Source organism: Halomarina litorea (assembly GCF_024227715.1).
GTDB classification, from domain to species: Archaea; Halobacteriota; Halobacteria; order Halobacteriales; family Haloarculaceae; genus Halomarina; species Halomarina litorea.
Window position 1 is genome coordinate 112001 of record NZ_CP100449.1, and the last position, 25848, is coordinate 137848.

The following is a 25848-nucleotide window of genomic DNA, read 5'->3' on the forward strand; positions in this document are numbered from 1 at the left end:
CGGTCACCGTCAGGTCCTCGCCGACGGCGAGCGTCAGCGTGTCGCCCGCCGCCTCGAACGTGAAGCGGGCCTCGAACGGGTCCGCCGAGACCAGTTCCTCCTCGTAGTCGACCATCGCGCCGATGGGCGAGTCCGCCGCGGCGCGACGGGGTTGACGCCGCGGTCCGTCAGGAAGGCGAGCAGGTCGGTGTTCGAGAGGAGTCGGACGCCGAATGCCCCGCCGCGGTCGTAGAGGCAGTTAGTACACTCGAGGTGGACCCCGACGGCGAACCGTTCGTCACACCTCGGACACGGGCCGTCGCCGCCGTCGTGCCTCTCGCAGACGTGGACCGACTCTTCGACCGTCGCGGCACACCGGGGACAGACCCCGTTCGTCGCCGCCATCACCGACAGTTCGCCCCAGACGTACGCGGCCTGCAGGAGTTCGCTCGCGGACCGGTCGTGAAGTCCCGCGGGCGGCACGAACAGCGTCCCGAGGTGGCCCGCGCCGTCCACCTCGGAGCGCTCGCCGTAGATTCCCTCGCACTCGGTGCAGTACACCCTGACCCGTTCCTCGTCGTAGGTGATGCCGACCGGCGCGCCGCAGTACTGACAGGGACGGTCGACCGTCGTCGGGGCGACGACGGGCGCCTCCGTCACCGCACCCGAGAGCACGGCCTCGACGACACGTTCGCCCGCCCGTCGCAGACCGTACCCCTCGTCGGTGTGTTCGACGAAGTGCCCGACGAGTCGGTCGAGGTGGTAGTTGAACTGGCCGCTGTCGGCCACCCCGACCCGGTCGCGGAGGTGGGAGAACGAGCACGGTCCGTCGACCTCACCGAGTGCCCGGAGTATCCCGAAGCGCGTCTCGTTGCCGAGGACCGCGAACGCGTCGTCCGGGGAGAGGGCCGTCGTGTCGTGGGGACCGTCGTCCATACCACCACCCCCACGGGGTCGGACGTAAACCTTGGTCTCCCGACCGACTCCGTCGCCGACGCTATCGAGCGGGCCCGGAGAGTGGGTGTCGTCCAGAGGGTCCCTGACGCGGGCGAGCGGTGACTGGACCCGTCTCACCCGACCCGGAATCAGAAATCTTGATATGAAGATAGTTCATCTACCGTGAATGTATGCGACACGTACCGACGATTCTGCTGCTGACACTGCTGATTGTGACCGCTGGGTGCACAGGTGGGACACAACCGACGGCCGGGCCGACACAGTCTGACGGCGATGCGCCGAACACGACGACCGAACGACCAGCATCGGGGGACGAGTCTGGGACGGCCGACGGCGAGGCCCCGACTGAGGAATCGGCGACCGCTGTCGGGACGAACGAGGCCCCTGACCCGACGGCGTTCCAGACCGGCAACAAGACGGGGTCGTTCGTCGAGTCGAAGGGCCCCTCGACGTACGTGATGTACTACGCCGAGGCGAACACGACGGCGACGGTGAAGCTGGCGGGCGTCGCCGTGCCCGACATCCACGCCGAGGACATCGAGCCGACCGACTTCCGCTACCACGCCACCGACTCGGAGGCCGAACGCGAAGCGCACCGACAGGAGTTACGGAGACTCGGCTACGAGGCGGTCCGCGAGGCGCGTGAGAAGCTCTCGCACCCGTCCGGTGAGAACGTCCGCATCCAGCACACCGGCGAGACCACGGAGGACGGGACGCCGCTGGTCTACCTCTGGTTCGACTGGGACGGCCGCGACACGCCGTTCAACGAGTACCTGCTCGGTCACGGCTACGCCGTGCTGACCGCCGACGAGGGCGACGTGCTGTACGACCAGTTGTCGGCCGCCCGCGACTGGGCGAAGGCGGAGGGCGAGGGGCTCTGGGAGAACAACTCGGGCGAGGACCACTCGCACGACTGAACGGCCGTCGGCTCGCGGGTCGGCGACTGTTCGGGCGGTCGGAATCGGCTCCGACGGAACCGGAGCCGAGAACGCCCGCAGAAGAGCGGCGGCAGCGCGCTCGCGGGTCCGGCTACTCCGCGACGACACCCGTCTGCTGGACCTGCGGCATCCAGCGCTGGACACCGAACAGGCCGATAGCGACGACGAGCGCACCGACACGGACCATCGTCCCCGGGTAGACCATGGCGACGACGCCGAGGGCGACGTACACCGTCCGGACGCCGTAGCTGAGGGGCGCGGAGAGACCGAACGGCCGCGCCGCGCAGTTCAGCCCGTGGATGATGGACACCGCGCCGAGCAGGACCAGCACCCCCGACTGCACGGTGAACAGGGAGAACCCGCCCGTGACGATTTCGGGGTTGTAGATGAACGTGAACGGGAGGACGAACAGGGGGAGCGCGAGTTTCAGCGCCTCCAGACTCGTCCGCCAGAAGTTCGACCCCGCGATGCCCGCTGTCACCACCACCGCGATGGCGATGGGCGGCGTGATCCCCGAGAGGATGGCCGCGTAGAAGACGAAGAAGTGGGCCGCCAACTCGGGGACGGCGAACTGGCCGGTCAGCGTCGGCGCGATGAGCAGGGCGACGATGGTGTACGCTGCCACCGTCGGCATGCCCAGCCCGAGGATGAGACAGATGATCATCGCGAGGATGGTCGTGAGGAGCATCGCGCCGCCCGCGATGCCGACCAGCGCGAGCGAGAGTTTCCCCGGCATCCCCGTCGCGTTCAGCAGGTCGACGATGCCGTTGACCGCCGCGATGATGATGGCGATGGGGGCGACGGTGATGGCCCCGAACTTGAACCCGGAGACGGTGTCGACGAGGGCGTCGACCGCGCTCCCCCCGACGCTCGACTCGTCGTCGAACAGGCTCAGGACGATGGGGATGCCCGCGCCCGTGAGCACCATCACGCCGCAGGTGTACAGCGCCGAGGAGAGGACGGTCCACTGTGCGACCCCGAGCGTGTACAGGAGGACGGCGAACGGGACGCCGAAGCGCACCGCCTCGATGGCGGGATGGTACGTCTCGTCGAGGTCGGCGAGACGCGACTCGATGTCGATGCCCCCCTCCGGGAGTTGCTTGACCGCCATGTAGTGGACGCCGACGGCGACGGAGACGAAGAACACGAGCGCCGGGATGATGCCCGCGATGAGCACGTCGACGTAGCCGACGCCGGTGAGCAGCGAGGCCATGACGAACGCCGCCGCGCCCATCACGGGGGGCATGATCTGTCCGCCCGAGGAGGCGACGGCCTCGATGCCGCCCGCGGACTCGTCTTTCATCCCGCTGTTCTGCATCAGCGGGATGGTGAACGACCCGGTCATCGCGGCGTTGGCGGTCTGCGCGCCGTTGATGGAGCCGACGATGAGACTGGAGACGACGGCCGACTGGGCCACCCCGGAACGGAGGTACTTCGCCGTCTTGAACGACAGGCGCATGATGAGGTTGAACGCGCCGTACCCTCGCATCAGCCCCGCGTACAGGAGGAAGAGGGCGACCCACGCCGCGACGATCTGCGTGATGGAGCCGAAGAAGCCGTCGAACTCCAGCGTGAGGACGTTGATGATCTGTCGCCCCGCGATGCCCCCGTGGCCCATCAGCCCGGGGATGGACGCCCCGAAGAAGGCGTAGCCGATGGCTACCAGCACGACGGCGAGGAACGCCGTCCCGAACGCCCGGTAGGTCAGATAGAGCACCGCGAGGGTGAACAGCGCGCCCATCGCGTACTCGTGTTCGAGCGCGTAGCCGATGCGCTGGGTTTCGAGCACGTTGTAGTTGAGCCAGACGTACCCCGAGAACCCGACGCCGACGGCGGCGGTGGCCCACAGCCCGAGGCGTTCGAGTCGCTTCTCCCCGTCCAGTTCGTACAGTTCCTTGAGGACGTAGATGAGGATGCCGCCGCCGAGGAAGACGGCCCCGTACTTCGCACGGGGAGCCTCCTGCGAGAACGCGTACCACACGACCCGCATCCAGAAGACGGCGGCGAACAGGGTGACGAGGTTGTTGAGCAGGTGCTTTCGCTCCGTCGTGAGGGGCGACACCACCGACGGTTCCTCCTGAGAGCTCATGTGCGGACCCCCTTACCCCTGTACCTCGCCGCGCGTGTACCCGCTGACGTCGACGCCCTGTTCCTTGAGGAAGTCGTAGACGCCAGCGTGGACCGGGTGATCGTCGAGGTAGAGGCTCGCCATGTTCGCCGGGTCACTGTGGTCGGCGTAGGCGGGTTGGCCCTCCTGGATGGACTCGACGTTCTCGGAGCTGATCTTCGCGAGTTCGTAGCCCGCGTCCCGCGAGATGCCGGGGCCGAACCAGAACTGGAAGTCCGCGCCGTAGACGTCCATCGTGTCGGCCTCGAACTCCTGGTTCTCCCAGCCGTAGGGCTTGATCTCGCTGAAGCTCGTCCCGCGCGTGCTCTCGACGCCCTGCTGGAAGCTGTCGGTCATCTTCACGAGGTGGAGGTTCGCCCGCGCGTCGACCTCGGTGGCCCAGCCCGCGAGGTTCGCGCCACCGGCACCGTAGGCGACGATGGCGTCGATGCGCTCCTCGCTGATGGCCCCGGCAACGTCGCCCGTGTCGGCGTTGACGACGGAGCCGGAGTCCTGGAGTTCGCTCCAGAGACCCGCGTTCTTGAGGACCGTCTCGGCCTGCTGGCGGAGCCCCCACTGGGGCGGGAGCGGCCAGAAGTTCTTCCCGACGAGGTCGTCGGTCGTCTCGATGCCCGACCCCTCCACGGCGAGGATGTGCATGTGGAGCGCCGTGATGGAGAACGCCTGATGGGGGATGGACCCGACGGCCTTCTTCTGGAACGGCGGGAGGTCCTGCTTGGCCGACGCGATGATGAAGTTCCCGCCGGTCATCGCCTGGATGTTGCCGGCGTCGAACTGCCGGAGGCTGGGCGGGTCGCCGCCCGTCTCCTGGTTGTTCCACCGGAGGGTCCCCGCGGGTTCGGTGTCCGCCGAGACGTTCTCGACGACCCGCTGGAAGGAGTTGCTCGCCGCACCGGTCGTCGTGCCGGCGCTCGGGATGCCGACGCCGATACGGGTGGTGCCGCCGCCGCCACCACCGCCACCGCTGCCGTTTCCGCCGCTCCCGTTGCCGCCGCCGCCACCGCCGTCACTTGCGCAGCCGGCCAGTCCGACTGCCGAGAGTCCCGCGAGTCCGTGTAACACGTCGCGCCTGCTAATGCTAGGCATACACTGAGGCCGTGGCTAGCCGGCGATAAGTGTTTCTGTCCCCGGCTGGCAAATTCAGCCGCTGTCGTTTGGTTTTAGTTGCTCATCCACTCGCTAGCTTGCGGTTCGGTGGGGTCGGTGGGGACCTCCACGAGCGTCGGGGCGTCGCTCGCGCGGGCGTCTGCCAGCGCCGACTCGATGCCCGCCGCGTCGGTGGCCCGGACGGCGTCGAGTCCCATCGACCGGGCGAGCGCGACGAAGTCGATGGACGCCTCGTCCCACCCGTATGCCCCGTCGTCGAGGCCGTAGCTCCGCGAGGCCTCCTCGCTGATGATGGCGTAGTCGTGGTTCGTGAACACCACCACCGTCACGTCGATGTCCTCCGCCGCGAGCGTGTGCAGTTCGTGAACACACATCATGAGACCGCCGTCGCCGGTGAGCGCCACCACCTCGCGGTCCGGGTCGGCCACCTTCGCGCCGACGGCCGACGGGAGACCGGTCCCCATCGTCGCCCACGACCCGGGGTTGACGTACCCCCGTTCGTCGTACGCCGGGAACGAGACGAGCGTCCAGATGCGAAAGCCGCCGGCGTCCACCGCGACGACCGCCTCGCGGGGGAGCGCCTCGCGGACCGCCCGGAGCGCCGCGACGGACGTGAGCGGCCCGTCACCCCCGACGAGTTCGTCGAGACGGGCGGCGTCCGCCTCGCGGACCGCGCCCGCGCGGTCCGAACCGTCGGCGTCCCGCGCGGGGGCCGCCGCGGTTAGCGCCCGCAGGGTCGCTCCCGCGTCGGCGACGACGGCGACCGCCGGGTCGTAGCCCGTCCCCACGTCGTCGGCGTGGTACGTGACGTGGATCAGATCGTCGGGCAGGTCGTAGCGCCACTTCCCGGTGGCGACCGCGTCGAAGTCCGTCCCCACCGCGACCAGCGGCGAGGCACCCTCGAGGAGGGCCGCGAGGTCGGGGCTGGTCCCGCCACAGAGCACGCCCGCCGAGAGCGGGTGGTCCTCCGGGAGGACGCCCTTCCCCTTGTAGGTCGTCGCCACCGGCGCGTCGACGTGTTCGGCGAACGCCCGGAGGTCGTCCGCGGCGTCACTCGCGCGCACGCCCCCGCCCGCGAGGACGACCGGAGCGTCGCCGCCGGCGAGAAGGTCGGTCGCGGCCTCGACCGCCGACTCCGACGGTTCCGCGGGGTCCGACGGGGTCCGCTCCCCCGAGGAGGCGTGCGTGACCGTCCTCGGGAGGAACCCCTTCGGGATTCCCACCCTGACCGGCCCCTTCGGGTGGGTCGTCGCCTCCTCGACGGCCCGGCGGACCGTCGCCGCCGCCCCCTGTGGCGTCTCGACGGTGTAGTTGGCCTTGACCACCGTGTCGTACGTCTCGGGCGGCGTCTCGTGGATGCCGTCGCCGCCCCGAACGTCCGGGTCCGTCTCGACGGCGACGTGGACCAGCGGGGTGCAGTCGTTGAGCGCGTTCTTCAGGCCGTTCATCGCGTTCATGTCCCCGGGGCCGGGGATGACGACCGTCGCGGCCGGCCGGCCCGTCGTCTCGGCGTACCCCCACGCCTGGTGGGAGACGGCCGTCTCGTGGCGCGCGACGACGTACCGAATGCCGTGGTCGGCCATCGCCTGGTTCAGCGGGAGCGTCTGCTTGCCGGGGATGCCGAAGACGGCGTCGATGCCCTCGTCGGCTAGCGCCGCCACGACCGCCTCACCGACGCGCACGGCCCTCCCCTCGACGACCGCCCGTCCTGTGTGTATCCATCACACGGGTACGTTTCCGGATACCCCTAATAAGCGTTCGTACCTACTCCGCGCGTCCGAGTCGCCAGAGCCGTCCCAGGTCGTGGGTCTCCAGGTGCTCGAAGGCGTCTTCGTCCGTTCCACTCACCGACTGCCAGTCGCAGAACACGCACGTTCGAATCGAGTACACGTTGTCGGTCGGGGTACACTCCCGAGGCCGATAGCCACCGCGCACTCGTGCGCGAACGCCGCCCAGACCGCTGTCAACGGACGATGCAGTCGAGCCGAGAGGTGGGGGTCAGCGCCCCTCGAACGCCGGGGCGCGACCCTCGAGGAACGCGGTCATCCCCTCGCGCTGGTCGTGGGTGTCGAAGCAGGCGGCGATGGTCTCACGAGAGTGGTCGACGCCCGCCTCGACGCCCCGACAGCGCCACGCCCGGAACACCTCGGACTGCCAGCGGAGGACGAGGGGGCTCTTCTCGGCCAGTCCGTCGACGATGCCCGCCACGGCGTCGTCGTACTCGTCGGGGGAGACGGCGCGGTTGACCAGCCCCATCGACTCGGCGCGTTCGCCCGACACCGGGTCGCCGAGAAACACCAGTTCCTTCGCGGCCTGCAGGCCGACGAGGCGAATCAGGAGGCCGCCCTGAATGCCCGTGACAAGTCCCACCTCCACCTCCGGGAGGCCGAGGACGGCGTCTGTCGTCGCCACCCGGAAGTCACACGCCATCGCGAGTTCGAGGCCAGCGCCGAGCGCGTAGCCCCCACAGGAGCAGACCGTCACCGCGTCGAGGTCGCGGACCGCCCGAATCGCGTCGCGCAGGTCGCCGATGAGGTGGCGGGCTTCGCTCGACGAGAGGTCACTCGCCTCACCGAGGTGGAGGCCGGCGGTCAGCCCCGACACCGCCCCGTCGGGACCCGGGCGGCCGACGACCGTGAGGACCGAGCAGTCGTCGGGGACCGACGCCACCGCCTCGCGGATGTCGCCGACGAGCGCCGGGGTGAGCAGGTTGTGGTCGTCGGCGTCGATGCGGAGGTGGCCGACGTGGGGACGGTCCGACTCGCGGGTGAACGTGACGCGCTCGCTCATGGGCGGACCTACGGGCGGACCGCAATGAGTGTACGGGAGAGTCCGATACACCCGGCCGTCCGACGCGACGGTTCGGCGACCCGTACGGTCAGCCTCACCCCAGATATCAGTATAGCCTCCTCGGGAACGAGGAGGCCACGCCTGTATGGGGAAGTGACACCCTCACGTCCCTGCAGGGGAGTGTATGGACGAAAGCCCACAGGTAGACCGGACGAAACTCGACGCCCTCGCGGCGGCCGAACAGGAACTGCTCACCATCATCGAGCAGGTGGCGGCCGACGGTGCACTCACCGAGGACGACCGCCAGCAGATGAGCTTCGAGGCCGAGATGCTCGTCGAGGAACTGCGCGCGTGCGTCGACCCCAGCAAGTGGGAGTGAGCCGGCGGCCGGAGTGACCCCCGTCCCGCCCGCTCGTCGACCCCGACCGGGAAGCGACCGGTCCAGTTATCACTCGTCCGTCGGGAGGTAGGGACAGATGCGACCGACCCGGAATCCGGGTCCGAACAGCGCGCGACGGCCCCGCCGCCCGCGAGCCACGGGCGGGGTGGTGTAGCCCCGCCGTGGTCTCGCTCGGCACGCTGTTCGGCGCCGACGCCGCCGTCCTCCGCGACCGGGAGTTCCAACTCCTCCTGCTCGTGAACGTCAGCCCGCCGCTCGGGACGGCGCTCGTCTCCCCCCTCCTCGACACGCTGACGGGCACCTACGGGGTGAGCGAGGCCGAAATCGGCCTGATGGTGACGGCGTTCACCGCGCCGAGCATCTTCCTCATCCCCCTCATCGGCCTGCTGGCGGACCGTTACGGCCGGAAGGCGGTGATGCTCGCCGGCCTGCTCCTGTTCGGGGCGGGCGGAGCGGGACTGGCGTTCACCACCGACTTCGGGGCCGTCCTCGCCCTCCGGTTCGTCCAGGGGGTGGGCTTCGGCGGCCTCACGCCCGTCATCGTCGCCAGCATCGGCGACCTCTACGACGGCGGCGCGGAGGCCACCGCGCAGGGACTGCGCTTTGCCGCCTCCGGCCTGACGCTGATGACCCTCCCCCTCCTCGGCGGTCTGCTGGTCGCCGTCGCGTGGTACGTCCCGTTCGCCCTCTACCTCGTCCCGTTCCCCGTCGCCGTCCTGCTCTACCTGTTCTTCGAGGAACCGTCGCGGGAAGAGACCGACGGCGAGGGCGGCGAGAACGCGGGCGGGTCCGTCGGGGAGTTGCTCTCGCTCCTCCGCCAGCCCCGGGTCGCGGCCGTCCTCGTCGGGCGGAGCGTCCCCAACTTCGCGTACATCGCCTTCCTCACGTACAACTCGTTCATCGTCGTGCGGGCGGTGGGCGGCACGCCGGAACAGGCGGGCCTCCTCGTCGCCGTCACGAGCGTCGCCCACACCGTCGCGGCGACGCAGGCCGGGCGGGTCACCGAACGCTTCGACTCGCGGCTCTACCCGCTGATGGGCGGCGCGCTGGCACTCGGCGGCGGCCTCGCGCTCCTCGGACTCGCGCCGACGCTCCCGGTGGTGCTCGCGGCGGGGGGCGTCGTCGGCCTCGGGTTCGGCCTCTCGCTGTCGCTCTACCGGAGCGTCATCACCGGCCTCGCCCCGACCGCACTCCGCGGCGGCGTCGTGAGCGCGGGCGCGTCGCTCGGGCGGGCGGCGGCGACCGTCGCCCCCCTCGCGATGGGCCTGACGGTCGGTCTCACGCAGGACTCGCTGGGGTTCGTCGTCGCGGTGCGCTGGACCGTCGCGGGCGTCGGCGTCCTCTGTGCGGGCGTCGGCGTCCTCGTCCTCGTCGTCGCGCACGTCTCCCCGCCGGTGGAGTACGCCGTGCGCGGCGTGGCGGTGAGCGAGGACTGACCGCTCTCCCTCGGCGATGGAGAGACCGGGAGGACGGCCGACCTACCGGCTGAACTCGATTGCGCCGCCCTGCCCGTAGCCGACGCACTGCGTCGAGAGACCCGTCTCGACGTCGCGGCGAATCATCTCGTGGACGAGCGTCACCGGCAGGCGGACGCCCGAGGCGCCCAGCGGGTGGCCGATGGCGATTGCGCCGCCGTTGACGTTGAACTTCTCGTCGGGGATGCCCAGTTCGCGCTGGCAGTAGAGCGTCTGGGAGGCGAACGCCTCGTTCAGTTCCACGAGGTCGTAGTCCTCGATGTCGGTGCCCGAGCGCTCCATGAGTTGGCGGACGGCGGGGACGGGGGCGATACCCATGACGGTGGGGTCGACGCCCGCGACGGCGTTGTTCCCCACTTCCGTGAGCACGTCCAGTCCGCGCTCCTCGGCGAACGCCCGCGAGGTGACGAGGGCGGCGGCCGCCCCGTCGGTCACCTGCGAGGCGTTGCCCGCGGTGACGGTGCCATCCTCCTCGAACGCCGGCGAGAGGTTCCCGAGGACCTCCGCGGTGGTGCCGGGACGCAGGCCCTCGTCCGTGGTGACCGTCCCCCCGTCGGTCTCGACGGGGACGATTTCGTCCTCGAAACGGCCCTCCTCGCTGGCGCGGACGGCACGCTGCTGACTGCGGGCGGCGTACTCGTCCTGTGCCTCCCGAGTGACGCCGTACTCGCGTGCGACCTTCTCGGCGGTCTGTCCCATCGCGAGTTCGTCGGTGTCGTAGCGCTCGACCATGCCGGGGTAGACGTCGACGCCGTGGTCGCGCTGGACGCGTGACATGCTCTCGACGCCGCCCGCGAGGACGCACTCGCGCTGACCGGCACGGATGGCGTCGGAGGCGCTCATGAGCGTCTGCGCCGAGGAGGCACAGAGGCGGTCGAACGTCGTCCCCGGCACCGACTCGCCGAGGTCCGAGAGGAGCGTGACGATGCGCGCGAGGTTGTTGCCCTGTTCTTTGACCTGCCGGGCACAGCCGAGCATCAGGTCGTCGACGTCGTCGCCCGCGAGGCCCGTCTCGTCGAGAATCTCGTCTATCACGGGGACCGCGAGGTCCTCGCTGCGGACGTCCGCGAAGACGCCGCCGTACTTCCCCTGCGGGGTCCGACGCGCGCTGACGATGACGGGGGTGGTGTCGCGCGTCATGGTCACTCGAATGCCTGGATGCCGGTGAGGTCGGCGCCGAGGATGAGCGTGTGGATGTCGTGGGTCCCCTCGTAGGTGTACACCGTCTCGAGATTGGCCATGTGGCGCATCGGCGAGTAGTCCGCCGTGATGCCGTTGCCGCCCAGCATCTCCCGGGCGATTCTGGACTGGTCACGAGCCATCCGCACGTTGTGGCGTTTCGCCATCGAAACGTGCTGGGGACGCAGCTCGCCGCGCTCTTTCAACTCTGCTAACCTGTGAGCGAGCAACTGACTCGTCGTAATCTGCGTGGCCATCTCCGCCAGTTTCTGTTGTTGAAGCTGGAAACGCGCGATTGGCCCGCCGAACTGCTCGCGGTCGGTCGCGTACTGTCTCGCCGTCTCGAAGCAGTCCCGGGCCGCACCGATTGCCCCCCACGCGATACCGTAGCGCGCCTGCGTGAGACAGGAGAGCGGCCCCTTCATGCCCTCGACGCCCGGCAGGACGTTCTCCTCGGGGACGTACACGTCGTTCAGGCCGATCTCGCCCGTGATGGAGGCTCTGAGTGACAACTTCTCGTCGATTTTGTTCGTCGAGACGCCGTCGCGGTCCGTCTCCACCAGAAAGCCGCGAACGGGCGTCTCGGCGGCCGACCGGTCGCGCGCCCAGACGATGGCCACGTCGGCGATAGGTGAGTTGGTGATCCACGTCTTCGCCCCGTTCAGCGTGTAGCCCTCGTCTTCTTCCACCGCGTACGTCTCCATGCTCGTCGGGTCCGACCCGTGCTGGGGTTCGGTCAGCCCGAAACAACCCACCGCCTTGCCCTCGCCCATGTCGGGGAGCCACCGCGCTTTCTGTGCCTCGCTCCCGAAGGCGTGGATGGGGTACATCACCAGCGCCCCCTGCACGGAGGCCATCGAGCGCAGGCCCGAATCGCAGGCTTCGAGTTCCTGCATCAGCAGGCCGTACGCCGTCTCCGAGACGTTCGGCGAGCCGTACCCCTCCAGATTCGGCGCGTAAAAACCCAGTTCGCCCATCTCCTCGATGAGCTCGTTCGGGAAGGTGCCGTCGATCCAGTGCTGGCCGATGTCCGGGCGCACGTTGTCCTCCACGAACTCCCGCGCCGTGTCCCGAATCATCCGCTCCTCCGCGCCGAGGTCCGCTTCCAACCCCACGTAGTCGAGCATACCGGAAGGAACGACCGGGCGGTTATGAACCTGTGGAAACTGGCATCGTCTCGTGACTTGACGATGGAAAGTAATCGAGGAGTCAGGAGAGCTGGTCGGGCGAGAGGTAGTTGTCGACGTTCGTGTAGCGCTCCGTCTCGATGGAGTAGTCGACCGACTCGACGGCGGGGAGTTCCTCCACCTCGCGGACGAGGCGGTCGACCTCGCTGTTCGAGGCGGCCGTCGCCACCGCGTAGATGTCGTAGGAGCCGACGCCGCGACAGACCAGCCAGAAGGGCATCTCGGAGACTGCCGCGAGCGCCTCGGACTTCGCGTCGGGGTCGTCGCTCACGGAGATGGCCAGTCTGACGATCTCCCAGTTGTGCTCGCTGGGCGCGAGGAGGAAGAAGATGGACGTCTGCTCGAAGAGCTTCGAGACCCGGTAGCGGACGCCCTCGCTCGACATCTCGTAGCCCTCTTCGGCCACTCGCTCGGCGATGTCCGAGTACGGCGCTCTCGGGTCCGACGCCAGCACCTTCAGGATGAGGCGGTCGAGTTCGTCGAGGTCGTCGATCTTCCGGTTGGCCATACGAGGGACGCTCGCGCGCAGGGGCAAACCGCTGTCGGTCACTCTACGTCAGTCCACGGACGGGCGACGGTCGGCGAGTCGCCCCCACCCCGCTACTCCCGCGGCGGGAGGCGGGCCCTCGCGGACCCCGTGACCACTGCCTCGCCGTCGGCGACGGTGACGACGAGGTCGACTTCGACGACGTGGCTCCCGTCGTCGGCCTCCTCGATTCCGACGACCTCGCCCGTCGCACGGACGGTGTCGCCGGGGAACACCCGCGACTGGAACCGGGTGCTGAACGCCTCGATTCGGTCGAGGCCGAACCAGTCGGTGACCTGCGTGGCCGCGAACCCCGCGGTGAGCATCCCCTGTCCGAACACGGAGGGGTTGCCCGCGCCCGTCGCGAACGGTTCGTCGTAGTGGATGGGGTTGAAGTCGCCGCTGGCCCCCGCGTAGCGCACGAAGTCCTGCCGGGTGAGGTCCTCGACGACCACCTCGGGACCGGTGTCCCCGGCGCTCACGTCGCCGGCGAAGAGCGGCCCCTCGCGCGCGACTGCATCCTGTTCACGCATCGGCGGCACCTCCCTCCCCCGCGGCGTCCCCGCCGTCGTCGACCGCCCCCGCCGTCTCGATGACCGTCGAGCGTTCCGTGAGCACCAGTTCGCCGTCGGTGTCGGTGTACTCGGTCTCGAAGACGGCGAACGTCATCGTCCCGCCGCGTCGGCCGTCGCGTTCGAACACGTCGGTGAGCGTCGTCTCCCCGGAGAGTTCGTCGCCGACGAGCAGCGGTCGCTCGAACTCGTAGCCCTGTTCGCCGTGCAGCGAGTACTCGCGCTCGAAGCCCAGTTCGAATCCCCGGTAGGTGTCGACCCCGTCGGGTCGGTAGCGGGGGAAGAGGACGGTCCGGGTGAACGTCAGCGGGGCGGGGACCGCCTCGTACCCCCGGTTCTCCGCCACTTCCTCGTCGCGGAACACGGGGTTGTCGTCGTGCAGCGAGCGGGCGAACTCCTCGACCTTGCCCGCCTCGACCAGCAGACCCTCCGTCGTCGTCCGAGTCTCGCCGACCATCGCCTCCAGTTCCGAGAGGGGACGCGTCGGCATCAGAACGCCCTCCCGGTCTTCGTGAGGTCCTCGCCGGCACAGACCGCCTCGCGGAACTGCTCGGCGATGGCTTCGGCCGTCCACCCCCCGGAACTGACGCCGACGCAAACCGTCTCGGGGTCGGTGACGAGGCCGATTTCGTCGCCCGCCGCCCGGACCGTACACCCGGTGACGTCCTCCGCGGCGTCGCTCATCAGGTAGGCGACCATCGGCGCGACCTTCTCGGGGGGCAGTTCCTCGGCGGTGAACGCCTGCTTCTCCTCGGGGATGTCGGCGATCATCCGCGTGTACGCCGTCGGCATGAGGGCGTTGACGCGCACGTCGTGACGGTGGAGTTCGCGCGCGGCCGTCCGCGTGAGACCGAGGACGCCCGCCTTCGCCGCCGCGTAGTTCATCTGCCCGACGTTGCCGAGCGCCGACCGACTCGACACCGCGAGGAAGGAGCGCTGGGCGTCGAGGCTATCGTCGCCCGTCTCGCGGACCGCCTCCCGCCAGTGGGCCGCCGCGGCCCGCAGGAGCGCGAAGTGCCCGCGCAGGTGGACCTGCACGACGGTGTCCCACTCCTCCTCGCTCATCTTGTACGAGAGGGCGTCCCGGAGGACGCCCGCGAAGTTCGCCACGCCGTCGAGTCGGCCGTGCTCGTCGACGGTGTCGGCGACGAGTTCCCGCGTGTAGTCGAGCGAACTCACGTCGCCGAAGTGCGCCATCGCCTCGCCGCCGGCCTCGCGGACCGCCTCGGCGGTCGACTCGGCGGGCGTCTCGTCGGCCCCCTCACCGGAGACGTCCGACCCGAGGTCGTTGACCACGACCGTCGCGCCCAGTCGGCCGAGTTCGATAGCCGCCGCTTCGCCCAGTCCGTGTCCCGCGCCGGTGACGACGCAGACCTTTCCCGAGAGCATGCTACCCGTGTCTCCGGGGCAGGTGGCATAAACCCACGTGCCGTCCGGTCGCGGAATCGACAGCGGTCGCCCGCCGGGAAACGCTTTTGTCGGCACTCCGCTCGCGTGTGGTATGGTAGAACGAGCCATCGGTGTCGTCGGCGCCGGCACCATGGGTAGTAACATCGCACAGCTCGCCGCGCAGTACGGCTTCGACGTCTCCCTGCGCGACGTGGACGAGGACCAACTCCAGCGGGGGCTGGACCGCATCGAGTCCGACCTTCGGGAGGCGGAAGCGGGCGGCCACGTCGAGGACGCCGCCGGGACGTTCGCGCGGGTCACCGGGACGACGGACCTCGGGAAACTCACCGCCGAGTCGACGCTGATAATCGAGGCCGTCCCCGAGCGGATGGACCTCAAGAAGTCGGTGTTCGAGGAACTGGACGCCGCGACGGACCCGGACGTCGTCCTCGGGACGAACACCTCCTCGCTCCCCATCACCGAAATAGCGAGCGCGGCCGAGCACCCCGAACGGGTCATCGGGATGCACTTCTTCAACCCGCCGGTGAAGATGAAACTCCTCGAACTCGTCACCGGCCACCACACGAGCGAGGCGACGGTCGACCGCGCGGAGGTGTTCGCCGAGGACGTGGGGCGGGAGTCCATCCTCGTCGACGACTTCCCCGGCTTCGCCACCTCGCGACTCGGCGTCGCCCTCGGGATGGAGGCCGCCCGGATGGTCCAGGAGGGCGTCGCCTCAGCCGAGGACATCGACCGCGGGATGGAACTGGGATACAACCACCCGATGGGACCGCTGAAACTCGGCGACTACAACGGCTGGGACGTCCGCCTCGAGATCGGACAGGCGCTAGCCGACGAACTCGGCCGGGACGTGTTCCACCCGCCCCAGATCGTCCGGAAGATGGTCCGCGCCGGCGACCTCGGACAGAAGACGGGGCAGGGGTTCTACGACTGGAGCGACGAATGACGCGCTACCCCGCCGCCGACCCGAAGACGCTCGATACGGCGCGGGTCGAACTCGACACGCCCGCCGACCGGGTGGCGACCGTCACCATCGACCGCCCCGAGAAGCGCAACTCGCTCACCGAGGCGGTGAAAGGCGACCTTCGGGCGGCCCTCGGGTGGGTCCTGGAGAGCGAGGTCCGCGCCGTCGTCCTCACGGGCGCGGGCGAGAGCACGCTCGCGGTTCTCGGGCGCTTCACGCCGAAGTTCTCGCTCGGTTCCGAACCTCGCGCCCTCAGAACCGCGCGGCTCACGGGTCACTGCGTCACCGGCGACTCCGTCGCCGGTTTCCGGCGGGACGGCGGAGTCGTCCCGCCCCATTCCCCGTTCGCCAATCCGAGACTCTCGCTCGCAGGGCTCGCTCCGAGTCTCGCTACTCCACGACGGCGAACGCCCTGACCGGACTCGCCGTCGCCCCCGCGAGGGGTAACGGCACCGCGCTGAACGTGAACCGGTGTGCAGGAATCGAGTCGACGTTCCGCAGGTTCTCGACGACCAGCGTGTGCTTCTCGGGGACGTCACGCCGGAGGAAGACGCGGTGGGCCGGCAGCGCGGGGTCGCTCGCCACGTCCATGTTCCCGCAGTCGATGCCGACCAGCGAGACGTCCCGGTCGTGAAGCCACTCCGCGCCGGCAGCCGAGAGACCGGGGTGCTCGCCGAGGTAGGTCTCGGGGTCGTCGGGGACGTAGCGGTCCCACCCGGTGTGCAGGAGGACGGCGTCACCCGCCCGCACCTCGACGCCCGCCTCCTCGGCCGCGGATTCCAGTTCGTCCGGGCCGACGAGTCCCTTCGGGCCGGCGTCCGAGATGTCCAGCCACACGCCCGGACCGTGGCACTCCTCTAAGGGAACCTCGTCGATGGACGCCCCCTCGGGGTGGACGTGGACGGGCGCGTCGAGGTGCGTGCCGTTGTGCTCGGCGATGTAGACGAAGCCGTTCTTGAACGACATGTCCTCGACGCCCCGCCCGCGCCACGTGGCCTCGCTGTCCTCGTGGTTCCGCCGCGTCCCCGTGAGAAAGAGCGGACTCCGCCCGTGGGCCGGATGGTTCGGCATCCCCTCCTCGATGTGCGCCGTCAGGTCGACCAGTTCGGTCATGTCCCACTCTGCGAACGGGGCGCGATAAGTGTACCGTGCCGTGCTACCGCGGGTCGTGCTCCGAGGGGTGGGCGACGTCCTCCTTCACGAGGCGCGCGACGTCCTCCTCGGAGTAGCCCAGTTCCTCCAGCACCTCGCGGGTGTGTTCGCCGCGGGCGGGCGGCCGCTCACCGAGTTCGGGCCGCTCGCCCGACGCCTGGTAGGGCGCGCCGGCGGTCTGCACGTCGACGTCGTTCCAGAGGTTGTACGAGTCGGTGAGCAGTTCGCGGGCCTGCACCTGCGGGTCCTCGGCCACCTCGTCGACGGTCTGGAGGGGGCCGGTCGGGACGCCCGCCTCGGCGAGCAACGCGGTCAGGTCCTCGCGGTCGTGCCGGCGGAACTCGGCGTCGAGTTCGGCTCGGAGGGCCTCGCGGTGCTCCCAGCGGTCGGCGTTCTCCGCGAAGCGCTCGTCGGTCAGGAGGTCCTCGCGGTCCAGCCCCCGACAGAGTCGCTCGTAGAGGCGGTCGTTGACGACGCTGAGGTAGAACGGCTCGTCCCCGGCGGCGTGGAACACCTCGTTGGGCGCGAGGCCGGCGAAGCCCTGCCCGGAGCGCTCGGGCACCTCGCCGGTGCCGGTGTAGTGGGCGATCCAGTAGCCCATCCACGAGACGGCCACCTCGAAGAGGCTCACGTCGATGTGGGTGCCCTCGCCCGAGCGTTCGCGCTCCATCAGCGCCGAGGCGAGGAGGAACGCCGCCGTCGTCCCCGTCCCGTAGTCGATGACGCTCGCGCCGATGCGGACGGGCGGGCGGTCCTGGTACCCGATGGTGGACATCAGGCCGCTCATGGCCTGCACGACGGGGTCGTAGGCGGGCCAGTCCGTCCGGGGACCGTCCTGTCCGAACCCCGTCAGCGAGAGGTAGACCACGTCCTCGTTGACCTCGGCGACGGACTCGTAGTCGAGGCCGAAGCGCTCGACGACGCCGGGGCGGAAGCTCTCGACGACGACGTCGGCGCGTTCGGCGAGGCTCTGTGCGGCGGCCTGCCCCTCCTCGGTCTTCAGGTCGAGCGAGACGCTGCGCTTGCCCCCGAGGTTGACGGAGGCGAACATCGCGCCGTCGAGCAGGCCCCGGAACGCGTCGCCGCCCGGCGGCTCTACCTTCACCACGTTCGCACCGAGCGTCCCGAGGAACTGCGTCGAGATGGGCCCGGCGATGGACTGCGTGAGGTCGAGGACGTCGATTCCCTCGTACGGTTGCATACTCCCACCGAGCGGGCTTCGCTACAAAACAGTACCGACGCGTGTCGCCCGGGCGGCAGGTATCGACGGAACCGTCGGGGTCAGGTGTCGGCCGGGTCCCAGTCCGGGCGGGCGTCGAGGACCCCCTCGTCGGCCAGCGCCGCCACCTCCTCGGGCGAGTAGCCCAGCTCTTCGAGGACCTCGGCGTTGTGCTCGCCGAGGACCGGCGCGTGTCGCCGGATGCCGGGTTCGGTCTCCGAGAGCGACAGGGGCGTGTCCGTGAGGGTGACCCGTCCGAGGCGGGGGTGGTCGACGTCCCGGAACACCTCGCGGGCCTCGACGTGGTCCAGCGCCGCCGTCTCGTCGACGGTGTAGTGGTGCGCGGCGGGGATGCCCGCGTCGTTCAGAGCGTCGACCGCCTCGTCCGCCCGCTGCTGGCGGAGCCACTCCTCGAAGATGGTGGTGAGGCGCTTGGCGTCCGCGAGGCGGCCCGAGTCCGTCTGGTAGCGGGGGTCCTCCCGCAGGTCCTCGCGCTCCAGGAGGTCGCAGTAGCCGTTCCACATCGTCTCGGAGTACAGCAGGAGCGCGACGCAGACCCACCCGTCTTCGGCCTCGGCGGCCCCGTACAGCATGTCCGGGTTGAAGAAGGCGTTGCGGCCCGCTCTTGTGGGAACTTCCCCGAGGTTGTTGTAGTACTCGAAGGCCCCGTCCATGTTGTGCATGAGCGACTCCAGCAGCGAGACATCTACCTTCTGCCCGCCGCCGCCGGCGTCCCGGTGGCGGAGCGCGGCGAGTGCGCTGATGGTCGCGTGACAGCCGGCGTAGTAGTCCGCGAGCGAGGACTGCGAGCGGATGGGCGGTTGCCCCTCGTAGCCCATGATGCTCGACAGCCCGGAGACGTGCTGGACGATGGTGTCCATCGCGGGTTTCCGCGCGAGGGGGCCCGTCTCGCCGTAGCCCGTCACGTGGACGTAGACGAGGTCCTCGTTCAGGTCACGGAGGGTATCGTAGTCCACACCGAGTCGCTCCGCGACGCCCGGCGGCCAGTTCTGGACGAACACGTCCGCGCGTTCGACGAGGTCGTAGATGGCCTCGCGGCCCGCCTCGGTCTTCACGTCCAGACAGAGCGAGCGCTTGTTGCGGTTGAACTGCTCGAAGGCGGGGTTGAACGGCTTCCCGTCGAGTTCGCGGCGGTCGGTGCGAAACACGTCGCCGCCCGGGCGCTCGATTTTCACCACGTCGGCACCCAGGTCAGCGAGAAACGTCGCGCAGATGGGGCCGGCGATTGCCTGTCCGCAGTCCACGACGCGCACGTCTGAGAGTGGCATACCCCACCCTGCGTGGGGGGAGGTATCAAGGTGTGGGTGACGGGGGGGTGGGGGTCCCGTCTCAGTCCACGATGGCGCCCGAGTCGACGTTGATGTCCTGTCCGGTCAGGTTTCGGGCGTGCTCGCTGGCGAGGTAGGCGACCAGTTCGCCGACGTCGGCGGGGTCGACGATGCTGTCGAGGGGGAGCCGGTCGGTCACTCGCTTTGCCATCGCCTCCTCGTAGGAGATGTCCCGGACCTCCGCCTGATTCGATATCATGCGCTCGATACGGTCGCCCTCCACCGCGCCGGGACAGACCGTGTTGACGGTGACGCCGTCGGGGCCGAGTTCGTGGGCGAGGCTCCGCCCAAAGCCGATGACGGCCATCTTCGACGCCGAGTAGGGCGTTCGCGTCGGGTAGGGGTCCTTCCCCGCGATGGAGCCGATGTTGACGACGCTCGCCCGGTCGCTCGCCCGGAGGTGGGAGACCGCGTGTTTCACGGTGAGGAACGTCCCGAGGACGTTCACGTCCTGCGTCCCCTGCCACTCCTCGACGGACACCTCCTCGACGGGCTTGGTCGGCCCGCCGATGCCCGCGTTGTTGACGAGGATATCGAGTCCGTCGAACTCCCCCACACAGGCGTCGATGGCGTCCTCCACGGAGGGCTCATCGCTCACGTCGCAGGTGACGACGAGCGTCCGATCCTCGTCGTCGATGCGCGCCGCCGTCTCGCGCAGGCCCTCCTCGCTCCGCGCCGCCAGCGTCACGTTCGCGCCGTGGTCCACGAGTACCACCGCGATTTCCCTCCCGATGCCGCCGCTCGCGCCCGTGACGAACGCCGTCAGTCCTTCGAGCATACCACCGCATCGGGGAAGGCCCGCTTAACTCCACCGGGGCCCGACCACCCACAGCGATAAGTCGGCCCCCACCCACGCGCGAACGTATGCCACTACCCCCCACACCGGCGGGCCTCCGCCTCGACGAAGACGACGGCGTCGTGACGCTCACGCTGGACCGACCCGAGAAGCTCAACGCCCTCGACGCGGAGATGGTCGAGGGCCTCGCCGACGTCTTCGAGGGACTGCACGACGACGGGGCGGCGCGCCCGGTCCTCGTCGTCGGCGAGGGGCGGGCGACCTGCGCCGGGATGGACCGGGCCATCGTCTCGGGCGACTACGCCGGCGAACACGCGGACCTCGATGCGACGGTCCAGCGCGTGTACGAACTCGTCGAGACGTACCCCGCGCCCGTCGCCGTTGCGGCCCGCGGCGCGCTGGTCGGGATGGGCTTCCTGTTCGCGACGGCGAGCGACCTCCTGTTCGTCGCCGAGGAGACGCGCCTCGCGGTCCCCGAGATATCCTACGGCATCGTCTCGGACTACGGCACCACCCGCCTCCCGGAACTCGTCGGGCGGCGGGTGGCGGTGGAGTTCCTCCTCACCGGCGACCCCATCGACCCTGATCGAGCGGCGAGCGTCGGCCTCGTCAACGCCGTCGTCGCCCCCGAGGAGGTGGAGGCGACGGCCCGCGCCCGTCTCGAACGCATCGCGGAGCACGACCCGTCGGCCGTGGCGGGCGTACTGGAGCGCATCGGCCGATGAGCGTCCCGGACGACGACCGGGCGTACACCGTCACGCGCGAGTCGTGGCCCGACGACCTGCCCCGCACGCTCCCGTTCCCCGAGGGACGGCGGCCCGTCAACGAGTACGTCCGCGCGCACGCGAGGGAGCGACCGGACGACCCCGCCGTCACGTCCTACGGCCGGACGCTCTCGTGGGGGGCGTTCGACTCCCTCGTGGATTCGTTCGCCGCCGCCTGCCACGACCGGGTCCACGGGGAGGGGACCTGCGCGCTCTTCCTCCAGAACTCCCCGGCGTTCCTCATCGCGTACCACGGGGCGCACCGTGCGGGCCTCGCCGTCACGCCGGTCAACCCGCAGTTCGAGCGGCGGGCGCTCGCTCGACAACTGGACGACGCGGACGCCTCGCTCCTCGTCGCGGGGACCGACCGCTTCGACGTGGCGCGAGAGGCGGCGGACGAGGCGGGCGTCGAGGACCTACTCGCGGTGGACTACGCGTCCCTCGCCGGCGGCGAGGACTCGCCCGTCCCCGGACCGCCGCTCCTCGATTCGGCGGTGCCGGAGGGGGTCGAGACGCTCTCGGCCGTCCTCGACGGCGCGCCGAGTGACACTCCCCGGGGCCGTCCCGCCCTCTCGGACCTCGCGCTCCTCCAGTACACCGGCGGGACGACGGGCCTCCCGAAAGGCTGTGAGCACACCCACTGGAACGTCCTGTTCAAGGCGGCGACGACGGCCGCCGTTCGGGCGTACGACGAGGCGGACACCCTCCTCGGGGCGATGCCACTGTTCCACGTCGCGGGGAAACAGCGCTACTGCGACGCGCTGGCCGTCGCGGGCTGTCACGTCGTCCTCCTCGCGCGCTACACGCCCGAGGCGGTGCTGGCCGCCGTCGACGCCCACCGGGTGACCTCGACGTGGCTCGCGGTGCCCGCCATCGCGGAGGTGCTCGACCACCCCGCACGCGAGGAGTTCGACCTCACATCGCTGTCGGCGCGCCGCGGGTTCACGAACTGTTCGAGCTTCGGGACGGCCCTCACGCGAGAGTTGAGCGACCGCTGGGAGGCGGTCACGGGTGCCTACGTCCAGGAGTCGGGCTACGGTCTGACCGAGACGCACACGACCGACACCCACACCTACGGCGACCGGCGCATCGAGGCGGGGTTCGTGGGCCGACCGTGCTACGGCGTCGAGGTGGAGATACGCGGCTTCGAGACGAACCGCGAGGTGGAGACGGGTGAGCAGGGCGAAATCGTCATGCGGACGCCGGCGACCATGCGGGGCTACCTCGGGCGACCCGACGTGACCGAGGAGGTCCTCGAACCGGACGGCTTCCTCCACACCGGCGACGTGGGCCGCCTCGACCCCGACGGGAACCTCTACTTCCTCGGGCGGCGCAAGGACACCATCAAGGTCTCGGGACACACCGTCGCGCCCCGAGAGGTGGAACTGGCGGTCGAATCGACGGGCCTCGCGAGCGACTGCATCGTCGTCGGCGGCCCCCACGAGACGCGAGGGGCGGTCCTCGAAGCCCACGTCGTCCCGACCGACAAGTCGGTCGACGAGGGGAACGTGCTCGCCGCGCTCTCGGGCGAACTCGCCGAGTACAAGACGCCGAAGTCGGTCGTCCTCCGCGATTCGTTCCCCCGGACAGACGTGGGGAAGGTCGACCGGGTAGCGTACTACGAGGAACTCCCCGACGACTACCGGTGAGGCCGTCCCCGGTCAGCGCATGAACTGCCCACCGTTGACCTGTACTGTCTCGCCGGTGACGTAGCCGGCGTCCCGGAGGTAGGCGGCGGCCTCGGCGACGTCGTCCGGGGTCCCGAGGCGGCCCACCGGGATGGCGTCCCGTCGCTCGCGTTTGTCCTCGGCGTCGTTGGTCGCGTCGGTCATGTCCGTCTCGACGTAGCCCGGCGCGACGCAGTTCACCCGAACCTCGGGCGCGAACGCCAGTGCGAGGCTCTTCGTGAGGGCGACGACGGCCGCCTTCGAGGCGGCGTAGTGGGGTTCGTAGTCCGCGCCGGTGAAGGCGAGTCGAGAGGAGACGGTGACGACGGAGGGTGCCGCGCCATCGGCGGCGGCGGCCCGGAGGTGCGGGAGCGCCGCCCGGCAGACGGCGTAGGTGCCGGTTACGTTCGTCCCCATCACGTGATCGAACCCCTCGGCGGTGAGGTCCTCCGGGTAGACGTGCTCGTTGATACCGGCGTTCGTAACGACGTGGTGGAGGGAGCCGAAGCGCTCGACGGCCGCCTCGACGAGGGCGCTCGCGGCGTCCGGGTCCGCCACGTCCGCGCCGACGGCGACGGCGTCCCGGTCGGTGGTCTCGCGTATCGCCTCGACCACCTCGGTGGCGGCCGCCTCGTTCGAGTGGTAGTTGACGACGACGTCGAAGCCGTCGCGGGCGTACCGGAGCGCGACGCCCCGACCGATACCCCGCGAGGAACCGGTGACGACTGCTGCGGGCATGGCCCTCCTTGCGAACGGGGGGACCTAACCGTTCCCCCCGGCGGGTCCCGCGGGCGCGGGCAGGAGGAAGCAGACCAGCAGGGCGAGGAGCGCCACCCCGGAGAGCGCGAGAAACGCCTCGTCGAACCGGCCCGCGTCGGCGAGGACGCCGACGAACAGCGACCCGAGCGACCCGAGGACGAGGTAGCCGCTCCTGAGCAGGCCCAGTCCGCTGGTCTGGACGGCGTCGGGGAGTTCGCCGACGGTGTAGGAGAACGCGACCGGCCAGACGCCCAGTTGGACGCTGAGACCGACGCTCAGGGCGGCCAGCGCGCCAACACCCGAGACGGCGGGCACCACCGCGAGGAGGAGCGCGCTCGTCCCGACGACGCCGACGAGGGCCGGCCGCGGGCCGTAGCGGTCGCCGAGTCGCCCGACGGCGAGTTGCGAGACGACGCCGCCCGCGAAGAAGAGACCGAACAGCGTGGCGGCCAGCGGTTCCGAGAGCGCCTTCTCCTCGACGAGGTAGGTGGGGAGGAAGGCGGTGACGCCCTGATAGACGAAGAACATCGCCAGCATGAGCGTCGAGGCGAGGAGGACGCTCCGTCGGGAGAGGCTCCTCGCGACGAGGCCGAGCGTCCGGCCGACCGGGTCCGTCGAGGGCTCGCCCCCCACCGGGACGACGCGCCACGTGGCGACTGCGGTGAGCGCGAACAGGGGGAGGACGAACGCGAACCCGCCGCGCCAGCCGACGCTCACGGCCAGCGCGGTGGCGACGACGGGGAGGGTGGCCGTCCCAACGTTGCCCGCCGCAGAGGAGAAACCGATGGCCGTCCCCTCGTTGTCGGGGAAGGCCGCCGAGAGCACCGTCACGCGGGGGGTGCCGAACAGGCCCGTCCCGAGGCCGAACAGCGCCACGCCGAGGACGAAGACGGCGAACAGGGGCGCGGCGGTCATCAGGAGGACGCCCGCCCCCGCCACGAGCAACCCGGCCAGCAGGACGGCCCGTCCGCTGATGCGGTCGGCGACCAGACCGCTCGGGAACTGCATGAACGCGCTCACCGCGAGCAGGAGGGTGAACAGCGACCCCGAGACGGTGTGCGAGATGGTGAACTCGCGGCTGATGCGCGGGAGGAGCGCGGGAAGGACGAGGCGGACGCCGAGGACGAGCAGCCACCCCGTCGCCACCGTCAGGAGGACGCCGGTCCTCCCGTCGGAGCGGGCGGCGCGGGCGGCGGCGGTGAGTCCGCAGAGTCGGGACCGGAGGGCGCGAAACACGAGTGAGCGTTCGCCCCTCGTCGCTTGAACTTTCCCGTTCCGGCGCTACTCGTAGAGCTGGTTTGAGACGACGAGGCGGTTGATCTCGTTGGTCCCCTCGTATATCTGCATCCCCTTCGCGACGCGCATGTAGCGCTCGACGGGGTAGTCCTTGGAGTAGCCCCGGGAACCGTGTATCTGGACGGCCTCCGTCGCGGCGTCCATCGCCACGTCCGTCGCCTTCAGTTTCGCCATTGCGGCCTCCTGCGTGACGCGCTGGCCCCGGTCGCGTTCGTTCGCGGCGTGGAGCGTCAGCAGGCGGGCGGCCTCCACCTCAGTCGCCATGTCCGCGAGTTTGAACGAGACGCCCTGGAACTCGCGGATGGGCTGGCCGAACTGCTCTCGTTCGTCCGCGAAGTCGCGACTCGCCTCCAGTGCGGCCTGCGCGACGCCGACGCCCTGCGCGCCCGTCCCGATGCGCCCGATGTCGAGGCCCTCCATGACGTACCGGAAGCCCCGCCCCTCCTCGCCGACGAGGTTCTCGGCGGGCACGCGGAGGCCGTCGTAGCGAATCTCGCTCTCGACGGCCGCCTCCCCCTCCATGCAGGGGATGTCGCGGACGACTTCGAACCCGTCGCGTTCCTGCGGGTTCGGGATGCCGATGAGACTCACCCCGCGGTAGTCGTCGTGGTCGTTGGTTCGGGCGGCGACGAGGACGAAGTCCGCGACGGCACCGTTCGTCGTCCACACCTTGTGGCCGTCGATGACGAACTCCTCTCCCTCCCGTCGGGCGGTGGTCTCCAGTCCCCCGGCGTCGCTGCCCGCCTCGGGTTCGGTCAGCGAGAGCGCACCCACCCACTCGCCGGTGGCGAGCGACCGGAGCCACTCCTCGTTCTGACGTTCGTCGCCGAACTGGTGGATGGGGTAGCCGACGAGACAGTTCGCCCCGGAGACGGCCCCCGCGAGCAGTTTCCACGTCCGGGCGAGTTCCTCGATGGTGATGGCGAACGAGCGGAAGTCCTTGCCGGCCCCGCCGTACTCGCTCGGGAACGGGACGCCGTGGAAGCCCGCCTCGCCCACGGCCGCGACGAGGTCGCGGGGGAACTCCCCGCGGTCCTCGTAGCCCTCGACGTGCGGGGCGACCTCCTCCTCGCAGAACTCCCGGACCGCCGCCCGGTGGTCTCGATGCTCGTCCGTCAGCGTGAAGTGCGATATCATGTCGGGTCGGAGAGCGTCAGGCCCTCGCCCCGACGTTGGTGGGTGGCATCATAATACCCGCGGGAGACACCCTCACGTTGCACGCTACCCAGTAACA

General features: G+C 70.0%; 23 protein-coding genes and 1 pseudogene. 7 read left to right on the plus strand and 17 right to left on the minus strand.

The window, feature by feature from the left end; genetic code table 11:
• Nucleotides 1-33: 33 nt before the first annotated feature.
• Nucleotides 34-915, minus strand: coding sequence for an ArsR/SmtB family transcription factor (locus NKG96_RS17735; RefSeq protein WP_254538468.1), 882 nt, complete (start codon nucleotides 913-915; stop codon nucleotides 34-36).
• 191 nt (nucleotides 916-1106) lie between these two features.
• Between NKG96_RS17735 and NKG96_RS17740 the strand changes: the two genes are divergently transcribed.
• Nucleotides 1107-1853 (plus strand): thermonuclease family protein, encoded by a 747-nt coding sequence (locus NKG96_RS17740; RefSeq protein ID WP_254538470.1) that lies wholly within the window; start codon nucleotides 1107-1109, stop codon nucleotides 1851-1853.
• Nucleotides 1854-1965: 112 nt separating this feature from the next.
• Here NKG96_RS17740 and NKG96_RS17745 read toward each other — a convergent pair whose 3' ends face one another.
• The 4 genes from NKG96_RS17745 to NKG96_RS17760 form a co-directional block, all read right to left on the minus strand.
• On the minus strand, nucleotides 1966-3963 hold the full coding sequence (locus NKG96_RS17745; protein ID WP_254538473.1) for a TRAP transporter permease: 1998 nt from the start codon (nucleotides 3961-3963) through the stop codon (nucleotides 1966-1968).
• A gap of 12 nt (nucleotides 3964-3975) precedes the next feature.
• On the minus strand, nucleotides 3976-5088 hold the full coding sequence (locus NKG96_RS17750) for a TAXI family TRAP transporter solute-binding subunit (RefSeq protein WP_254538476.1): 1113 nt from the start codon (nucleotides 5086-5088) through the stop codon (nucleotides 3976-3978).
• 74 nt (nucleotides 5089-5162) lie between these two features.
• A complete protein-coding gene (locus NKG96_RS17755; protein WP_254538478.1) occupies nucleotides 5163-6791 on the minus strand; it encodes a thiamine pyrophosphate-binding protein in 1629 nt (542 codons plus the stop codon).
• A gap of 316 nt (nucleotides 6792-7107) precedes the next feature.
• Nucleotides 7108-7899 (minus strand): enoyl-CoA hydratase/isomerase family protein, encoded by a 792-nt coding sequence (locus NKG96_RS17760; protein ID WP_254538479.1) that lies wholly within the window; start codon nucleotides 7897-7899, stop codon nucleotides 7108-7110.
• Nucleotides 7900-8083: 184 nt separating this feature from the next.
• Here NKG96_RS17760 and NKG96_RS17765 point away from each other — a divergent pair, with 184 nt between their 5' ends.
• A complete protein-coding gene (locus NKG96_RS17765; protein WP_254538481.1) occupies nucleotides 8084-8278 on the plus strand; it encodes a hypothetical protein in 195 nt (64 codons plus the stop codon).
• 182 nt (nucleotides 8279-8460) lie between these two features.
• Complete coding sequence (locus tag NKG96_RS17770; RefSeq protein ID WP_254538483.1) at nucleotides 8461-9735, plus strand: MFS transporter; 1275 nt, start codon at nucleotides 8461-8463, stop codon at nucleotides 9733-9735.
• 42 nt (nucleotides 9736-9777) lie between these two features.
• Here the strand turns inward: NKG96_RS17770 and NKG96_RS17775 are convergent, their stop codons facing one another.
• The 5 genes and pseudogenes from NKG96_RS17775 to NKG96_RS17795 all read right to left on the minus strand — a co-directional run bounded on the left by NKG96_RS17775 (nucleotide 9778) and on the right by NKG96_RS17795 (nucleotide 14627).
• Nucleotides 9778-10914 carry a thiolase family protein gene (locus tag NKG96_RS17775; protein ID WP_254538485.1) on the minus strand — a complete coding sequence of 379 codons (1137 nt, stop codon included), beginning with the start codon at nucleotides 10912-10914 and terminating at the stop codon, nucleotides 9778-9780.
• 2 nt (nucleotides 10915-10916) lie between these two features.
• Nucleotides 10917-12080, minus strand: a complete 1164-nt coding sequence (locus NKG96_RS17780; RefSeq protein ID WP_254538486.1) for an acyl-CoA dehydrogenase family protein — start codon at nucleotides 12078-12080, stop codon at nucleotides 10917-10919.
• Between the two features lie 82 nt (nucleotides 12081-12162).
• Complete coding sequence (locus tag NKG96_RS17785; protein ID WP_254538487.1) at nucleotides 12163-12648, minus strand: Lrp/AsnC family transcriptional regulator; 486 nt, start codon at nucleotides 12646-12648, stop codon at nucleotides 12163-12165.
• A 92-nt stretch (nucleotides 12649-12740) separates the two neighbouring features.
• Nucleotides 12741-13728 (minus strand): annotated as a pseudogene (locus NKG96_RS21215) (FAS1-like dehydratase domain-containing protein).
• Nucleotides 13728-14627 (minus strand): SDR family NAD(P)-dependent oxidoreductase, encoded by a 900-nt coding sequence (locus NKG96_RS17795; protein WP_254538488.1) that lies wholly within the window; start codon nucleotides 14625-14627, stop codon nucleotides 13728-13730. Before NKG96_RS17795 ends, NKG96_RS21215 begins: the two are co-directional and overlap by 1 nt.
• A 112-nt stretch (nucleotides 14628-14739) precedes the next feature.
• Here NKG96_RS17795 and NKG96_RS17800 point away from each other — a divergent pair, with 112 nt between their 5' ends.
• Nucleotides 14740-15594 carry a 3-hydroxyacyl-CoA dehydrogenase family protein gene (locus NKG96_RS17800; protein WP_254538490.1) on the plus strand — a complete coding sequence of 285 codons (855 nt, stop codon included), beginning with the start codon at nucleotides 14740-14742 and terminating at the stop codon, nucleotides 15592-15594.
• The gene (locus NKG96_RS17805) at nucleotides 15591-16028 is read left to right on the plus strand and encodes an enoyl-CoA hydratase/isomerase family protein (protein WP_254538491.1); all 438 of its coding nucleotides are present in this window, start codon (nucleotides 15591-15593) and stop codon (nucleotides 16026-16028) included. The genes NKG96_RS17800 and NKG96_RS17805 overlap by 4 nt, the downstream gene beginning before the upstream one ends.
• On the opposite strand, the gene NKG96_RS17810 is transcribed toward NKG96_RS17805, so the two are convergent.
• The 4 genes from NKG96_RS17810 to NKG96_RS17825 form a co-directional block, all read right to left on the minus strand.
• Entirely contained in the window at nucleotides 16003-16725 is a 723-nt protein-coding gene (locus tag NKG96_RS17810) for a cyclase family protein (protein ID WP_254538492.1), read from the minus strand. The genes NKG96_RS17805 and NKG96_RS17810 overlap by 26 nt on opposite strands.
• 43 nt (nucleotides 16726-16768) lie before the next feature.
• Nucleotides 16769-17965 carry a CaiB/BaiF CoA transferase family protein gene (locus NKG96_RS17815; RefSeq protein ID WP_254538494.1) on the minus strand — a complete coding sequence of 399 codons (1197 nt, stop codon included), beginning with the start codon at nucleotides 17963-17965 and terminating at the stop codon, nucleotides 16769-16771.
• Between the two features lie 80 nt (nucleotides 17966-18045).
• Nucleotides 18046-19272 (minus strand): CaiB/BaiF CoA transferase family protein, encoded by a 1227-nt coding sequence (locus NKG96_RS17820; RefSeq protein WP_254538495.1) that lies wholly within the window; start codon nucleotides 19270-19272, stop codon nucleotides 18046-18048.
• 61 nt (nucleotides 19273-19333) lie between these two features.
• Nucleotides 19334-20110, minus strand: coding sequence for an SDR family NAD(P)-dependent oxidoreductase (locus NKG96_RS17825; RefSeq protein WP_254538496.1), 777 nt, complete (start codon nucleotides 20108-20110; stop codon nucleotides 19334-19336).
• Between the two features lie 86 nt (nucleotides 20111-20196).
• On the opposite strand from NKG96_RS17825, the gene NKG96_RS17830 reads away from it, so the two are divergent.
• Together NKG96_RS17830 and NKG96_RS17835 are read left to right on the plus strand one after the other, a co-directional pair.
• Nucleotides 20197-20853 (plus strand): enoyl-CoA hydratase/isomerase family protein, encoded by a 657-nt coding sequence (locus NKG96_RS17830; protein ID WP_254538498.1) that lies wholly within the window; start codon nucleotides 20197-20199, stop codon nucleotides 20851-20853.
• A complete protein-coding gene (locus NKG96_RS17835) occupies nucleotides 20850-22541 on the plus strand; it encodes an AMP-binding protein (protein WP_254538500.1) in 1692 nt (563 codons plus the stop codon). Before NKG96_RS17830 ends, NKG96_RS17835 begins: the two co-directional genes overlap by 4 nt.
• A gap of 12 nt (nucleotides 22542-22553) precedes the next feature.
• Here NKG96_RS17835 and NKG96_RS17840 read toward each other — a convergent pair whose 3' ends face one another.
• Genes NKG96_RS17840 through NKG96_RS17850 form a run of 3 tightly spaced genes read right to left on the minus strand, consistent with a single transcriptional unit; the run spans nucleotide 22554 to nucleotide 25751 of the window.
• Complete coding sequence (locus NKG96_RS17840; protein ID WP_254538502.1) at nucleotides 22554-23297, minus strand: SDR family NAD(P)-dependent oxidoreductase; 744 nt, start codon at nucleotides 23295-23297, stop codon at nucleotides 22554-22556.
• A gap of 24 nt (nucleotides 23298-23321) precedes the next feature.
• Nucleotides 23322-24554, minus strand: a complete 1233-nt coding sequence (locus NKG96_RS17845) for an MFS transporter (protein ID WP_254538503.1) — start codon at nucleotides 24552-24554, stop codon at nucleotides 23322-23324.
• Between the two features lie 45 nt (nucleotides 24555-24599).
• Nucleotides 24600-25751: an acyl-CoA dehydrogenase family protein gene (locus NKG96_RS17850; protein WP_254538504.1), complete on the minus strand. Its 1152-nt coding sequence runs from the start codon at nucleotides 25749-25751 to the stop codon at nucleotides 24600-24602.
• Nucleotides 25752-25848 lie beyond the last annotated feature (97 nt).

Coding starts and splice junctions, on each gene's coding strand:
- NKG96_RS17735 (WP_254538468.1), bottom strand. CDS start 915: ATGGACGACGGTCCCCACGACACGACGGCCCTCTCCCCGGACGACGCG.
- NKG96_RS17815 (WP_254538494.1), bottom strand. CDS start 17,965: ATGCAACCGTACGAGGGAATCGACGTCCTCGACCTCACGCAGTCCATC.
- NKG96_RS17840 (WP_254538502.1), bottom strand. CDS start 23,297: ATGCCCGCAGCAGTCGTCACCGGTTCCTCGCGGGGTATCGGTCGGGGC.
- NKG96_RS17765 (WP_254538481.1), top strand. CDS start 8,084: ATGGACGAAAGCCCACAGGTAGACCGGACGAAACTCGACGCCCTCGCG.
- NKG96_RS17760 (WP_254538479.1), bottom strand. CDS start 7,899: ATGAGCGAGCGCGTCACGTTCACCCGCGAGTCGGACCGTCCCCACGTC.
- NKG96_RS17780 (WP_254538486.1), bottom strand. CDS start 12,080: ATGCTCGACTACGTGGGGTTGGAAGCGGACCTCGGCGCGGAGGAGCGG.
- NKG96_RS17850 (WP_254538504.1), bottom strand. CDS start 25,751: ATGATATCGCACTTCACGCTGACGGACGAGCATCGAGACCACCGGGCG.
- NKG96_RS17785 (WP_254538487.1), bottom strand. CDS start 12,648: ATGGCCAACCGGAAGATCGACGACCTCGACGAACTCGACCGCCTCATC.
- NKG96_RS17810 (WP_254538492.1), bottom strand. CDS start 16,725: ATGACCGAACTGGTCGACCTGACGGCGCACATCGAGGAGGGGATGCCG.
- NKG96_RS17805 (WP_254538491.1), top strand. CDS start 15,591: ATGACGCGCTACCCCGCCGCCGACCCGAAGACGCTCGATACGGCGCGG.
- NKG96_RS17800 (WP_254538490.1), top strand. CDS start 14,740: ATGGTAGAACGAGCCATCGGTGTCGTCGGCGCCGGCACCATGGGTAGT.
- NKG96_RS17750 (WP_254538476.1), bottom strand. CDS start 5,088: ATGCCTAGCATTAGCAGGCGCGACGTGTTACACGGACTCGCGGGACTC.
- NKG96_RS17795 (WP_254538488.1), bottom strand. CDS start 14,627: ATGCTCTCGGGAAAGGTCTGCGTCGTCACCGGCGCGGGACACGGACTG.
- NKG96_RS17820 (WP_254538495.1), bottom strand. CDS start 19,272: ATGCCACTCTCAGACGTGCGCGTCGTGGACTGCGGACAGGCAATCGCC.
- NKG96_RS17775 (WP_254538485.1), bottom strand. CDS start 10,914: ATGACGCGCGACACCACCCCCGTCATCGTCAGCGCGCGTCGGACCCCG.
- NKG96_RS17835 (WP_254538500.1), top strand. CDS start 20,850: ATGAGCGTCCCGGACGACGACCGGGCGTACACCGTCACGCGCGAGTCG.
- NKG96_RS17740 (WP_254538470.1), top strand. CDS start 1,107: ATGCGACACGTACCGACGATTCTGCTGCTGACACTGCTGATTGTGACC.
- NKG96_RS17745 (WP_254538473.1), bottom strand. CDS start 3,963: ATGAGCTCTCAGGAGGAACCGTCGGTGGTGTCGCCCCTCACGACGGAG.
- NKG96_RS17825 (WP_254538496.1), bottom strand. CDS start 20,110: ATGCTCGAAGGACTGACGGCGTTCGTCACGGGCGCGAGCGGCGGCATC.
- NKG96_RS17830 (WP_254538498.1), top strand. CDS start 20,197: ATGCCACTACCCCCCACACCGGCGGGCCTCCGCCTCGACGAAGACGAC.